Origin of the sequence: Streptomyces sp. NPDC000151 (genome assembly GCF_040301705.1) — a bacterium.
Classification (GTDB): Bacteria; Actinomycetota; Actinomycetes; order Streptomycetales; family Streptomycetaceae; genus Streptomyces.
This window is the reverse complement of the sequence record NZ_JBEPFC010000177.1, coordinates 1-14521: the sequence shown is the minus strand read 5'-3', so window position 1 is coordinate 14521 and position 14521 is coordinate 1. Positions and strand designations below refer to the sequence as shown.

9 protein-coding genes are annotated in these 14521 nt (G+C 65.8%); 3 read left to right on the top strand and 6 right to left on the bottom strand.

The genetic code is table 11. From position 1 onward, the window contains the following. The 3 genes from ABT381_RS31665 to ABT381_RS31655 all read left to right on the top strand — a co-directional run. The coding region (locus tag ABT381_RS31665) for a YwqJ-related putative deaminase (protein ID WP_351600280.1) at positions 1-1986 on the top strand (1986 nt) is incomplete at its 5' end. A 28-nt stretch (positions 1987-2014) separates the two neighbouring features. Beyond that, entirely contained in the window at positions 2015-2491 is a 477-nt protein-coding gene (locus tag ABT381_RS31660) for an SUKH-3 domain-containing protein (protein ID WP_351600278.1), read from the top strand. Further along, positions 2484-2870, top strand: coding sequence for a YwqJ-related putative deaminase (locus ABT381_RS31655; protein ID WP_351600276.1), 387 nt, complete (start codon positions 2484-2486; stop codon positions 2868-2870). Before ABT381_RS31660 ends, ABT381_RS31655 begins: the two co-directional genes overlap by 8 nt. Positions 2871-3083: 213 nt before the next feature. On the opposite strand, the gene ABT381_RS31650 is transcribed toward ABT381_RS31655, so the two are convergent. From ABT381_RS31650 to ychF, 6 genes are all read right to left on the bottom strand, one after another. Further along, positions 3084-4184, bottom strand: coding sequence for a tyrosine-type recombinase/integrase (locus ABT381_RS31650; protein WP_351600274.1), 1101 nt, complete (start codon positions 4182-4184; stop codon positions 3084-3086). 425 nt (positions 4185-4609) lie between these two features. Then, positions 4610-5353 (bottom strand): hypothetical protein, encoded by a 744-nt coding sequence (locus ABT381_RS31645; RefSeq protein ID WP_351600272.1) that lies wholly within the window; start codon positions 5351-5353, stop codon positions 4610-4612. Between the two features lie 520 nt (positions 5354-5873). Continuing rightward, positions 5874-7517 (bottom strand): type I restriction-modification system subunit M, encoded by a 1644-nt coding sequence (locus ABT381_RS31640; protein WP_351600270.1) that lies wholly within the window; start codon positions 7515-7517, stop codon positions 5874-5876. Then, positions 7514-9028: a restriction endonuclease subunit S gene (locus ABT381_RS31635; protein WP_351600268.1), complete on the bottom strand. Its 1515-nt coding sequence runs from the start codon at positions 9026-9028 to the stop codon at positions 7514-7516. The genes ABT381_RS31640 and ABT381_RS31635 overlap by 4 nt, the downstream gene beginning before the upstream one ends. Before the next feature lie 8 nt (positions 9029-9036). After that, on the bottom strand, positions 9037-12639 hold the full coding sequence (locus ABT381_RS31630) for a type I restriction endonuclease subunit R (RefSeq protein WP_351600266.1): 3603 nt from the start codon (positions 12637-12639) through the stop codon (positions 9037-9039). Positions 12640-13010: 371 nt separating this feature from the next. Then, on the bottom strand, positions 13011-14099 hold the full coding sequence (ychF, locus tag ABT381_RS31625; RefSeq protein ID WP_351600265.1) for a redox-regulated ATPase YchF: 1089 nt from the start codon (positions 14097-14099) through the stop codon (positions 13011-13013). Positions 14100-14521: the final 422 nt, after the last annotated feature.

Sequence of the window (14521 nt, the reverse complement as noted above, 5' to 3'; positions counted from 1 at the left end):
ATCGTCGACGGCATCTGGGGCACCATCAAGGGCCTGGGCACCCTGGTGGGCTTCGGCGGCTGGGACGCCATGGGCCAGGCCTGGAAGGGCCTCGCACAACTGGCCACCGGCCTGGCGATTTCCACCATCCCCGGGGTGGGCACCGCGTTTTGGGCCCTGCCGGACGACAAACTCCCCTCCTGGCTGCGGGATTCGCGGACCGCGATGAAGGAGACCGGCAAGGCGCTGGTGGCCTGGGACGAGTGGGGCAAGAACCCGGGGCGGGCCGCGGGTGCGGTCACCTTCAACGTGCTGACCACGGTCTTCACCGGTGGCGCGGGCGGCGCGGCGGCGGGTGCGGGCAAGGCCGGCGCGGTCGCCAAGGCGCTGTCGGTGGCCGGTAAGGCGGGCAAGGTCATCGACCCGATGACGTATGTCGCCAAGGGCGCGGGCGCCGGCCTCTCCAAGATCGGCGACATCGCCAAGAGCATCAAGGGGATCGGGAAGGTCGACGTGCCGGCTCTGCCGGCGGATGCGATCAAGCTGCCGGAGGGGTCGCTGAAGCTGCCCGACGGCACCGTTCACCTGCCCAAGGGCGCGGCGATTCCCGAGGGCGCGACCAAGCTGCCGGACGGCAACGTACGGCTGCCCGACGACGTCCCGGCGCTGCCGGAGAACGCCACCAAGCTGCCCACGAACCCCGGCGAGCCGGCCCGGTACTTCGACGGCGAGGGCAACGTCCTCGACCAGCACGGCAACGTCCTGGACCACGCCGACAACGCGCCGCGCGAAGGCTCCCCGGACGTGCACCCGGCCACCGGCGCGGACACCCCGCGGGTGGAGACTCCGGCCCACGCCCAGCAGCCGGTCCTGGTCGGTGCGGGTGCCCACGTGGGGGACAACGCCGGCCAGGCCATCCACGTCGGCAACAGCCTCGACAGCCACCTCGGTGACGCCGGCCGTATCGGCGACGGCGCACCCGGGGGTGGCATCGGGGATCGTCTGCAGGAGGGCAACGCCGGAAATCGCCTCCCTGACGGCCACGCGGGCGACCTCAACCACGGGCCGTCCACCGGCCAAGAACCGGCCACCAGCCACTCCACTGGGCACGGTGAGGGTTCAGGCGGCAACCACGCCGACAGCGCAGGCGTCGGCCACCGGAACCATCCGGGAGGCGCCGACGGTGACGCTCCGCACGGCGCCCACGAGCCCGGCTCGGCATCCCACCACCACGGTGACGACGGCGCCCACATTGGCACCCACGATGTGCACGAGTCACATGGGGGCACCCACGCAGACGACGGGGCGCCCACCGACGTCGCTCACGGTGATGACGGAAATGGCTCCGGCGGCCCGCATCACGGTGGCGGTTCCGGCAGCGGTCCTCAGGGCACGCCTTTGGAGCCTCAACCCGATTGGCACGGTCAAAGCGCGGACAAGATGCGCCATCACCGCCGTCCGGCGCTGGACGTCTCACATCTTTCTCCAGAGGATCAGCTTTCTGTTCTGGAGCGTGAATCGGCCGCCCTCGCGGATGACGCCGTCAACGCCACGCCCGGAGCAGCGCCCCCCGGCCAGAATTCTCTCTCGTCAGGATGCGCGGGGAGTTTTCTGCATGACAACACAGTTACTGCGCACAGCAGCACCACGAAGATGCACGGCCAGAAATCGCCGAATACACATCAGGTTCTCGATGACATCCTGAAGGAGGTCGGAGAGAAACTTGACGCTACGCCGGGAGCCAAGCGGGGGCTCGGACACGGGAAGTGCGCCGAGATATCCTTGATCAGCGACCGACTGCGCCAACTGGACCCGGCAGGGACATCAATTCGCACGATCGACGACGCGAAGAAGGCTCTGGAGGGGGGCTTGATGCACACACGCCAGATCGGCGACCTCTACGACCGGGACACCGGCGCACTCGCACGAGCGCATGGCGACTACCTGGCGCCCTGCAACACGTGTGAGCACGTACTGCCCAAGCTGGGCATACACGTACACTCGTAGTGCTCCAGCTCACGGAACGGAAGAATTGATGGATTCCGAGCAGTCGACACCCGAAGTACACGACTGGCTGATCAGCAACGGCTGGTTTCCGGGTCGGGACATCGGAGAGCGCGCCGACGAACTCATTCAGGTGCGAGTGGAGGACGCCGAAAGGCAGGGCGTGCCCCTGACGCCGACGCCGGCCGCAGCACGCATCATCCATACGTACGGCTTGCTGCAGCTCAGCCATCCCACAATATCGGGCACGGCCTGGGCCATGAAACCGACGATCGGATACGACGGTGACGCGGCAGCCATCCAGGAATTGGCATCCGGACTCAACGCGAATCTTTTCCCCATCGGGTATGAGACGTCCGAGTACGGCATTATCCTGGCGGACGAAAAAGAGCGCCTCTTCCACCTCCACCACACCGGAGGGTACTACCTGGGAGAGAACGCATTTGACGCATTCTCCCGATTCTTGAGCGGCGTGGTCGATCCGGATGCGGAGGATTTCTTTGTCTGAGCAATTCCCGGCCGTATCCTCTTCGTTGCTGATCGGTGGAAAGGTTGTCAGCCACACCAGCCTGGTCGGGGAGGACAGCGCCAACCTTCACCCGTCCATCCGGGCATGCGTGGACTCGCTGCCTTTGGAGCAGCGCAGCACGTTCACCGGACGTTGCGCGGAATCGACCCTGCTGTCCGACCAGTTGTGGGCACTCGATGCCGCGCGGAACGACGGCCGGACGACGCCTCTCCGGGAAGCGGCTCGGCACTTCGAAGGATCGGCCATGGTCTCCAAGATGATCCGTGGCCATGGACACCCCGATCACGGCAAGACCACCGCACCTTGCGCTGTCTGCTCGCACCTTCTCCAGGAATTGGGCGTACGCGTGATCCTCTGAAGGCAGGAACACGAAAGCGGGCCGCCTCCGGAGGGAGGCGGCCCAGGCTTTGGACTGAGGTGCGTCAGTCGCGGTACGTCAGACGTTGAAGCGGAATCTGTAGTACCGAGCTCCCGCCTGCGGAAACGCGGGTTTTATAGGGGTCATCCCAGCACCATCCCAGCACGGGCGTTCAACCCCAGCACCATGCAGGACAGGCGCCCCCTCGTACATCTACGCAGCTCGGGCGCTGCCGCTCGAGCTCGCCTCCTCTGCCGGCTGGGACGTCGTGCCTGGGGATACAGACCGCATGCCGCGCTGCAGAACATCCCGGCAGCGATCCCAGGCGCTGGTCAGCAGATGCCCGTAGATGTCGACTGTCGTCTTGACCGAGCGGTGCCCCAGCCAGCGCGAGACCTCGTGGATCGGCACACCGTTGGCCAGGGCCGTGGAGGCGAAGAAGTGCCGCAGGCTACGAGGCGTGTACTTGGCCTTGCCGTCCAGATCGACAAGGCCGGCCGAGAGGCATGCCTTCTTGATCTGGTAGCCGTAGGACGCGATGGACGGCATCATGCCAGCGCCAGGCTGACGTGGAGCAAAGAAGGTCTTGAGCCGAATCCGTTTCCCCTTCCGCCCAGTGAAGACGACGGGCACCGGCTTCCACTTCAGGAGGTGCGCGTCGATCTCCTGCTCAACGAACAGGGCGGTTGGGACGTCTCGGCACTCCTTCTCCAGCCGATGCTTGAGCGGCACGAAGGGTGCCCGGCAGTCCTCACGGTGCGCCTTGGCACTGACCTGCCATCGAATCCTGACGTAGCCAGGCCGCCTGCACTCGGTGGAGAAGGCCAGGGCTTCGCTGGGGCGCTGGCCTGTCCCGGACTGAAGATAGACGGCGAGGCGGAACCGTGGCGCAATGTGCGCAGCGATCAAATCCACCTCGGCTGACGTCGGAACTTCGTCCTCGTCCACCGCCAGCACGTCCCTGCGGGAGATCCGGATGCCCCGGGCCGGGTTCTCCGTGATGCGCTTGTCCACGACGGCCGCCTCCATGATGGCGGCTACCATCACCATCCGGTCGTTCACCGTCGATGCAGCCAGCCCTGCACCGCCTCGGTAGATGTCCTTGACGAACTTCTCAAAGTCCCGGCGCGCCAGCCCAGCCAGGGGCTTCCGACCAAGGCTCGGCACGAGATGGTTGCGGATGAACCCTTCGTAGTTGCAGCGAGTCGCCTCTCCGATGGCTCGTCGCTCCAACCACTCCTCAGCCCAGACCGACAAGGACATGGCGCCGCGCGCAGGGTCGATGCAGACACGGGCCTTCTTATCCTTCTCCACGACGGCAGCGAAAGCGTCCGCACCGTCCAAGCCGATCCTTCGTGGAAACGACTTCTCTCGCTGCCGCCCTCGCCTGCCGCCTGGCTCCCGATACCGCATGGTCCACGCGTGACCGCATCTTGAACGCATGCAGGGATAGTTCCAATCGCGGACATCCCGCTTGCACTTCTGAAAGACGCGCGCCACCCAACACTCCGATCTGCTGGACGTCTGTCCTTGAGATCGTCGCTATCACCTCACACATGGGCAAGACACTCGCCGCTAATCCGCACTTTCCGGCGAACATGCCTCATCATCGCCAGATCGACGGCGCCAGTAAGCAGTCAGCCACATGAACCGGCGGGTCGCATGGCCGAAGGTCAAACCCGAGGGTTGAAAGCGCCCGAAGATGCATTCACAGGGCCCACCATCAATCAATCAGTCAGTCAGTCGACGTCCAGCTGATCTCCACCTGACGCTTCCTCAGTCCTGTCCGGAGCCGGGGCCGGCGTCGGATTTTGCGACGGCTTGGACGCGTCCCCCTCCAGCGCGTATGCGAGCGCGAGAGCAATCCGCTCAATCCAGTTCAGCGCGTCCGTGACGTCAGCCTCGCCGATCGGGCGGCGCTGCTTGAGGTCACCGTCGATCAGATCCGCGTCGTGTGCGATCTGATTTCGGCGGCGGAGCAGCAGGACGTACTGGCCGCGCAGTCGTTTTTCGTCGTATGAAGTCCGGTACTGGCTCCACCGGTTGACCCACTTCGCTGCCTCCCGCCACACCTTGACATCGGTAACGAGCGCCATCACCTTCGCGATGGCGTCCGGATTCTGCAGGGTCTGGTGGGCGATGTCCTGGCGCACCCGTTCCGCGACCACCTCGGCTGTGGTCGTCTCGCCCCGCTGCACCTGCTCCACGCAGTGCAGCGGCAACGGGTATTCACGAAGCTTACGCGGCATGTCCGGATCGTCCTTGGCAGCTTCCTCGGCGACCCGGCGCAACACCTCTTCTTGTACCCAGTGTTCGAGGGCGGCGATGGACTGCACCCAGGCGGCTCGGTAGAAATCGGCGGTGTCGATGCCCTTGGGGCTGAGCACCTCCAGCGCCTGCCCAGCTCGCACCATCTTGCGTGCGTACGACAAGTTCGTGACGAACGATTCGAACTGGTGGGTCTGAGGGTGCGCGATGGCCATGCATACCTCTGTACGGCGCGTAGGGAGAACGGAGAACTCCGGAACGTGGACTCCTGATGTTCCCTGTACTGCACAGAGGTCGGTCAAGCGGCTTTTCGGATCACGGTCGGTTTGTGGCTCGATCTGATCGGTTCAGCTCCGGATCCGGCCCTTCACTCACTTACAGCAGGCTTCTGGAGCGCTCCGCGATACGTACGGGGTCGGCCGGCTCGCGTCGAGGTATCGTATCGGCTCAGCGTTCTGGGCGATCAGCCCAGAGGCCAGTCCACTGCCGGAGCCGGAGACGACGTAGGAGACTTCGCGGTCGGCACTGTCCCAAAAGGGGTGGCTGGGCTGGCCCAGGGATGTCCGCCGTGATGGCTGTGGCGATTGCTCCATCATCGGGCCAGTGCATCGTAAGGACTTCGGCATCGCCACCTCTAACGGAATAGCCGACAGTAACCGCGCGGGAAAGTCGAGGGCCGCAAGGCACTCGGCATTGCGGCCCTCCAGCGCTATGACGCCGCCCTTCCGGCCATCGTCAGACCTCTTCTGCCTCCGGTACATCAACATCCGCACCCAAGGACTTCGCGATGGCCGTGAACTCGGCCAGGGCGGACTGAAGATCGCGCACGATCTCCTCGGCGATGACCTCCGGCTCCAGGTCACTGTCCGCGTCTTCCAGGGCCGGGTCCTTCATCCACGTGATGTCGAGGTTGACCTTGTCGCGCCCGATCAAGTCCTCGTACGCGTACGGCTTCCAGCGGCCGTTCTCGTCCTCGTCCGCGACACGGGCGGTCAGCGGCTCACCTGCCTTGTACCGGGCGACGAAGTCGTCCAGGTGGGCACGGGTCAGCGGGCGCTGCTTCATGGTGAAGTGCTGGCCGGTGCGGAAGTCGTAGACCCAGGTGACAGTGGTGTGCGGTTTACCATCGGCACGCGGGGGCTTCTTGTCGAAGAACAGGACGTTGGCCTTGACACCGCCCGCGTAGAAGATGCCGGTGGGCAGGCGCAGGATCGTGTGCAGGTCGAACTCGTCAAGGAGCTTGCGGCGGACCTTCTCGCCCGCGCCGCCCTCGAACAGGACGTTGTCCGGGAGGACGACGGCGGCCCGGCCGTTGACTGCCGTCAACGACATGATGTGCTGAAGGAAGTTGAGCTGCTTGTTGGTCGTGGTGGCCGTGAAGTCGTCACGGTCGTACTGGATGTCCTCCTTCTCCAGCTCGCCGTCCTGGCCGATCACAGTGATCGCGGACTTCCGGCCGAAGGGCGGGTTGGCGAGGACGAGGGAGGCGTGCCGTCCGCTCGGCTTCTCGGCGAGCGCGTCGCCGACGTCGATCAGGCTCGGGCCGTCACTCTTGCCGATGCCGTGCAGCAACATGTTCATGGCGGCAAGGCGGGCGGTGCCGGTGACCAGCTCGTTGCCCCAGATCTTGGACCCGCTGTCGTACGCCTTGCGGGCGTCGATATCCATGTCCTGGACATGGTGCCGGGTGACGTACGCGTGGGCCGCGATCAGGAATCCGCCGGTGCCGCAGGCGGGGTCGGTGATGGTGTCGTCCGGGCCGGGGCGGGTCACGTCCACCATGGCGTCGATGAGCGCGCGCGGGGTGAAGTACTGGCCGGCGCCGGTCTTGGTGTCCGATGCGCCCTTGGCAAGCAGGCCCTCGTAGGCATCGCCCTTGAGGTCGGTGCCGGTGACCGTCCACTCCTCGCGGCCGATCAGCTCGACGACCAGCTTTTCGAGCAGGGCGGGCTTGGTGATCCGGTTCTGCGCGTCGGCGAAGATCGTGCCGATGGTGGTGTGGGGCTTACGGCCGAGGTGCTCCAGGATGGCGCGGTAGTGCGCTTCGAGCTCGGGACCACGCTTGCTGACGAGCGACTTCCAGTTGTAGTCGACGGGCACAAGGCCGCTGAGGTCGCGGCCACCCCACTCGTCCTTCTCGATCTCGTCGACCATCTTCAGGAACAGCAGGTACGAGAGCTGCTCGACGTACTCGATGGTGGACATGCCGTTGTCACGGAGGACGTTGCAGTAGTTCCAGAGCTTCGCGACCAGCGTGTTGGTCTGCGCGGCAGCCTTCTTGGACTTCGGCGTCTCGGTGAGGGGGACGTTATCGGCGGAGGGCGTGACGGCGTCGTCCGCGGTGGTCTCGGGGGCGGTATCGGATGCGAGCGCGGTCACCGGTCGAACAACTCCTGCTGAACGGAGGCGGAGGGGGCGGGGGTTGGAGCGGGCGCGGCCTTCGTCACCGCGGCGGCAGCGGTTGCCTTACGCGGGCGAGCGGCCCGCTTGGCCGCCTTGCGGACGGGCTTGGCGGCCTCGCGCTCGGCGGCGATGCGGGCGAGGAGGGGAGCGGCGGGCTCGTCGGCGGGGTCCTGCGAGATCAAGTTGCCGGTCAGCGCCTTCCTCAGCAGCGCCGAGCGCAACGTCGCAGCTCGCTTGAGCCCAACCTCGACGGCGGCCTCAACACGCGCAAGACCGTCTAGCTGCTCACCACTCTGCTGCAGAATATCCGGCTGCTCACCCGCAGGAGGAATGGGAACTGGCAGATTTCTAATTTTCTTCAGGCTGATCGAAGCAAGGTTGGTCGTCTGCTTTCCATTCGCTTCAAACCATCGCGCCGAACTGTTCGCGTGATAGGCAAGGAGTTCTGGCAGAATAATCTCACCGTGAACCCTTGCCCGGAATACGTGATTCTGATGGATGGCATCCTTCACTTCGCCTCGCCAAACCCAGCCGCGGCCCAGTTTGTCGCGGTCGCCACCTTCATTCATCAGCACGTCTCCGGTTTCGAGACGCAAGTCCTCAGCCTTCTTATCCGGGACTCGAATTGTCGCTACACGGCTAAGATCAAGCCATCCGCGTTGCACGTTCGCGACCCGAAGATAGGGGACTTCGGTAAGGTCGGGATCAAACTGTTTCTTCTTATCCTTGGTGACACCACCCACGACCTCGGCGATATCGCCGAGCCGCTCCCAGGACCAGCTGGATGGAATCCTGGGCAGGTTCCGGTCGATTGCGTCTGCCTCGCGCGGAAGGGGTGCGGTGGGCTGATCCGCCGGAACAGCCCTAGCGGTAGCAAAGTTCGTCACGCGGGCGGCCAGAGCGCGAATGCGTGCATGATTCACCCGGAGTACTCGCTCAGCCGCGTCGAGCCGGGAGAGCTGTTCTTCGAGAGTCTCGACGATGCGGCGCTGTTCGGCGAGGGGCGGGACCGGAACTTTGATCCGCTTCAGAGATGCACCAGAGATTCCCGCTTGCCCAGCAGAGGTCTTGACTTGACCTCGCACTTGTTCACGAACCTGCGGTGACGCCCACGCGTAGACAAGGAACCGGGAGTCCAAAACATCGGGAGGTACACGCACTCGGATCAGTTTGTCAGGATACGCAAGATGGGGCGCACCCTCCGGAACCCTGGCCCCCGCACCTACATATTCAGGGTTCCCATTGTATCGAGTGAACAGCAGGTCACCTGGAACTGCATCGCCCGCCTGATCCAGCACTTCTCGCCAGTCCAGCCCGGTGTATCTCAGGTCGTCCAGACTTAGCCGCATCGACCTGACAGCACCGATTCGGAGAATTGGCGTACCGTTCGGCTCCGCGCCAGGGCGTGAGACGTACATCCCGTTCTTGACCGACGATGCAATCTCCCCGAGTTCCGCCCAGCCCCACCCCTCCGGCACACCTTCCATTCCCTCACTCAAGCCAATTCTCGATTCAGCTCGTCCAACAGTTCCAGCGCCTGGTTTCTGCCACCGAAGGCATTCGCGAAGCCCGGACCACCGCCCTTTTCGGAGAACGGCATGTGGCCGAAGTCCTCGCGTTCCATGCCCAGGTCGACCACGATCGCGTCCTTGATTCGGCGCAGCCACCACAGCTGGTCATCCGTGAATTCCGCACCCGCCTGGCTCTGCCGCAGCAGCCAGCCCTCAAAGCGCTCCTCGACCACCGTACGGTACGGGCGAAGCTGATCGTCCGCGCCGAGCGTGTAGCGGACGAGGTTCATGAGGTCGCCCAGGCCAGCCGTCTTCGACAACGACTCCGTCGCCTCGCCGACCAGCTCGTAGTGGTCCCAGATGACCTTCGGTGTCCAGGTCCGCTTGGTCGCCTTGATAGAAGCCATCAGCTCCTTCAGGTGGGCCCGCGCCTCTTGCGGCCGGACCCGCGATCCGCTGCCGAGGATCACCTGGAGGGCTATCGCCTCCGCCGCCGCCTCGTCGCGCTTGCGGCTGTCCAGGAGCTGGCGCCATTCCGCCAGCTCCTTCGCCGCCCGCTCCTCCCTCGGGACCTCGTTCATCTTCAGTGTGACCTCGGTCGTCGCGTCGTACGTGAGGTCGTGCTGCTGTTTGATGCCGATGATCAGCTTCCGCAGTTCCGGGTGGGTGGTCAGGGTCTCGACCGAGTCGTGGACCAGTCGCCGCGCGTGGTCCGCGCCGCCCTCCCGGTATGCCCGATCCTGGGTGTCGACGTCCACCGCGTTGGCGATCTTCCGGACCATCTTCGCCAGTGGCACTCCGCCCGACGCCTGCTCGATCCGCTCCCGCTCCTCCTTCGTGAGCTTGCGGTCAAGCCGGGCCAGTCGACGCCCGAGTGTCTCGGCCTGTTCGGCCGTCAGCGAGCGGCTGCCCGCCTTGTCCATCAACTTGGCCAGGCTGAGACTGCCGCCGTCCGGCGGCAGCATCGGGCGGGTGTCGACCAGCGGCGAGGCAGTGACGCCCACCGCATCGACCAGGACGAAACGGTCCTTGGCGAGGTCGGCGGCCGGGTCCGGGGTGACCGCCTTCAGGTCGTCGGCGTCGATCGTGCGGGCGCCGCGTCCCTTCATCTGCTCGAAGAGGACGGGGCTACGAACGGCCCGCAGGAATATCACGCACTCCAGGGCCTTGACGTCCGTACCCGTGGCGATCATGTCGACCGTGACGGCGACCCGCAGCAACGGCGAGTTCCGCAGGTCGTTGACGAGCTGCTCGGGGTCGTCGCCCTTGTCCCGGGAGCGGTAGGTGATCTTCTTGGCGAAGGCGTCTCCGCGCCCGAAGACCTCCTTGACCTGCTTCAACACCTCGTCCGCGTGGTCGTCGGTCGCCGCGAACACCAGCGTCTTGGGCAGTTCGGTCCGGCCCGGGAACCAGCGCTGCCAGTTGTTCTTGTACGCGGTAAGGACGGCCCGGATCTCGTCCTCGGCGATCACTGTGCGGCCGATCTGGCTGACCGTGTACGTGAAGTCCTCGTCCAGCTCCTCGTAACGCTGGGCGCGGGTCTTGCGGTCGCGGATACGGACCGTCGTCCCCTTGTCGATCTTCGCGCCGCCGTCCTCCCGTATCGAGGAGTCCATGGTGACCACGTCGAAGTCGACGTTGACGCCGTCGGCGACGGCCTGGTCGTAGGTGTACTCGGAGACCATGTTGCCGTCGAAGAAGCCCTTGGTCTGCCGGGTAGGGGTAGCGGTGAGGCCAACCAGGTGGGCGTCGAAGTAGTCCAGGACACCGCGCCACAGGCCGTAGATGGAGCGGTGGCACTCATCGATAACGATCAAGTCGAAGGACTCGATCGGGACGGCCGGGTTGTACTCAACGGTGACCGGGCGGTCGGTCATGTAGTTCTCGTCCAGAGTGGAGGAGTCCTCGCGGTCCTCTGCCTCGGCGGTGTCCTCCAGCGGCTCGCCCTTGAGGAGCGCGTACAGGCGCTGGATGGTGGAGACGACGACGGAGGACGTCTCCTGGAGACCGGACCGGCCGAGCGAGTCGACGTTGTAGAGGTCGGTGAACTTACGGTTCTCGTCCGGTGTCTTGTAGCGGTCGAACTCGGCCTTGGCCTGGCGGCCGAGGTTGTTGCGGTCGACGAGGAAGAGGATGCGGCGCGCACGCGCGTGCTTGAGCAGCCGGTACGACTCGGTGACCGCGGTGTAGGTCTTGCCTGCGCCGGTGGCCATCTGGATCAGTGCGCGCGGCTTGTCCTGGGCGAGTGATCCCTCCAGGCCGACGACCGCCTCTTCCTGGGCCGTACGCAAGTCGTGCGACTCCAGGACCGGCAGTGCGGTGCGCAGGGCGGCCCGGAAGGTGGGGGTGTCCGGGTGCTCGGTGGCGCGCTTCATCCAGGCCGCGAAGGACTCAGGGCGGTGGAAGGCGAAGACCGGGCGGGAGCGGGCGTACGGGTCGAGGCGGTTGAGGAAGAACGTCTCGGCGCCGGTGGTGGCGTAGCGGAAGGCGAACGGTTCCTGCTCACGCCAGACCGCCATGGAGTGTTCCTTGAGAACGCCGCCCGCATACCGCTCGTTCTGCGCGAGGGCGCCGGCCAGGGCGGTGCCCTCGCGCTTGGCCTCGATGACACCGACGATCATGCCGTCGACGTAGAGGACGTAGTCGGCGCGACCGGTGGCCAGGCTGAACTCTCGGACCGCGACGCCTTGGGAGGCGAGTGGGTTGAGGTCGCTGCGGTGCTGGACCGTCCAGCCCGCCTGGGCGAGCATCTCGTCGATTCGGACGCGGGCCTGCACCTCGTTGAGCGGTTCGGGCCGCTGGGCGCGCTCAACTATCGCCTCACGAGCATTGACGGTGACCGACCGGGGCTTGAGGCGCTCCTGGTCGTAACGGTCCTGGTAGGCGCGCCGGAGCCGCTCGATCTCATCCAGGTGGCGGGCCACCTCCGCCTCGGACTCGGCACGGGCCCGCTCAGCCGCCTCGGTCAGCCTCTCGGCCTCCTCCCGGCCACGCCGCTCGGCCTCCAGCCGGTCACCGACCTCGCTGAGGCGGGTTCGGGACTCGGCGAGGGTGCGCTGGTAGTGACCGAGCGCCTCGCGGAGCTCGGCCAGCTCGGCGGATCCGCCCGCCACCTCGCTCGGCAGCTGGGGCGGCACGAACGCGGCGATCTCTCGTACGTTGTCGATCGCCCGGGAGAAGAACTGGCCGAGCTGGAAGCAGAGTTCGACGGCCTTGAGGGCCTTGCTGGTGTCGAAGAGGTGATTGTGCGCGGCGTCGTTGCGCCCACGGCGGAGCGTGTCGAAGGCATCTCTGGTGCGGCCGGGGAGCAGGCCGGCGCGCTGGAGCCCAGCCAGCCGGTCGATCTGCCGGGTTCCCTCGATGCGCACCCCGGCCCGCTGCACCAGCTCCGCGGCGAGCAACTCGCCGAACTGGCCGGAGGCGACGTACGAGACGTTGGGGTTGGTGAAGACGGACTGCTCGGCCTGCGCGCCGTAGATCGCCAACAGGGGCTGCATCGCGTAGAGCCGCCCGAAGTTGGGCGACTTCCGAGCCGCTGCCTTCAACTGCTCCGGGACTTGCTCACGACGCCGTGCCTGCCCGCTCATACTCTGCCGCTCCTCGACCAGGCCACATCCGGCCCTCACCTGTGACAAGACCTCTCAGCCTATGTCCAACCAAGCACTCCGCTCTGGCAAATGAACCGATCACGACAAGATCGACGGCCCCCACAACCGCCCACCCTCAAGGATTCGTGTGCGTTCGGAATGATCCATGCAGCGCGCAATGTCAGCACGGGACAGCATCCCGGGGGTGACCACAGGTGACAACAAGTGGTCCGATCCGCCCCTCGGGAGCAACATCCAGCACCAAAGCACCGTCCAACCTGTGATGGAGACGCAAAAGGGGCCCGTCTCGGATTGACAGACCCCTCTTGACCTGCAGCTTTACAGGATGTGCAATTTAGATGAAACTTCAATTAAACGTTGAAGCGGAACTCCACCACATCCCCGTCCTGCATCACGTAGTCCTTGCCTTCCATGCGGGCCTTGCCGGCGGCGCGGGCGTCGGCTACCGAGCCTGTTTCTACGAGGTCGTCGAAGGAGATGACCTCGGCCTTGATGAAGCCCTTTTGGAAGTCGGTGTGGATGACGCCGGCGGCCTCGGGGGCGGTGGCGTTCTTCTTGATCGTCCAGGCGCGGGATTCCTTGGGGCCTGCCGTGAGGTAGGTCTGCAGGCCGAGGGTGCGGAAGCCGACGTGGGCGAGGGTCGCGAGGCCCGGCTCCTCCTGGCCGACGGACTGGAGGAGTTCCAGGGCCTCGTCCTCGTCCAGCTCGGCGAGGTCCGACTCCAGCTTGGCGTTCAGGAAGATCGCCTCGGCGGGGGCGACGAGCGCGCGCTGCTCGTTCTTGAAGTCCTCGTCGGTCAGCTCGTCCTCGTCGACGTTGAAGACGTAGAGGAAGGGCTTGGTGGTGAGGAGGTGGAGGTCGTGGAGGAGCTCCTCGTTGCCCGAGCCCTGGACGATGCCGGCGGAGAAGAGGGTGCGGCCCTCCTCCAGGATGGCCTTGGCCTCCTCGACGGCCTTGACCTTCGGGGCCACGTCCTTCTTGATGCGCGACTCCTTCTGGAGGCGCGGCAGGACCTTCTCGATGGTCTGCAGGTCGGCGAGGATCAGCTCGGTGTTGATCGTCTCGATGTCGTCCTTGGGCGAGACCTTGCCGTCGACGTGGACGACGTTCTCGTCCTTGAAGGCGCGGATGACCTGGCAGATCGCGTCGGACTCACGGATGTTCGCGAGGAACTTGTTGCCCAGGCCCTCGCCCTCGGAGGCGCCGCGCACGATGCCGGCGATGTCGACGAAGTCGACGGTGGCCGGGAGGATCTTCTCCGACGAGAAGATCTCGGCGAGCTTGGTCAGGCGGGGGTCGGGGACGCCCACGACGCCGACGTTGGGCTCGATGGTGGCGAACGGGTAGTTGGCCGCCAGTACGTCGTTCTTGGTCAGGGCGTTGAACATGGTCGACTTGCCGACATTCGGCAGACCGACGATTCCGATCGTGAGCGACACGTTGGCGACTCGACTTCCGACGGGAGGGGGCGGGGTGGGCAGTGGCCCGGTGGGCCGATCCACCAGTCTACGGGGAGGGGCGCCAGGGCGGTGCCGTACGGTCCGGCGGCCGCCGACACCCGTACACGGCCGCTTCCACCCGGGCCCGTAACCGCCCCGTACGACCCCGCACGACCTCGTACGTACCCGACCCCGTACGCCATCCGTACCGCGTCCCCGCGGCATCGTCGTGGAATCCGAGGTCATCGTCGGGGAAAGCGCGTGTCCTACGGGCTATTAATCCCACTTAGCGGCCTACCGTTGGCGAGTGGAGCAACACGAAGCGCGCGCACCTCAGCACACCCCGTCCCGGACCCGGCGTCCGGCCGCGGGGCGGGCCGCCGGGTTCCGTCCCGATGCGCCGCCGTCCGGGGCGCCCCCCG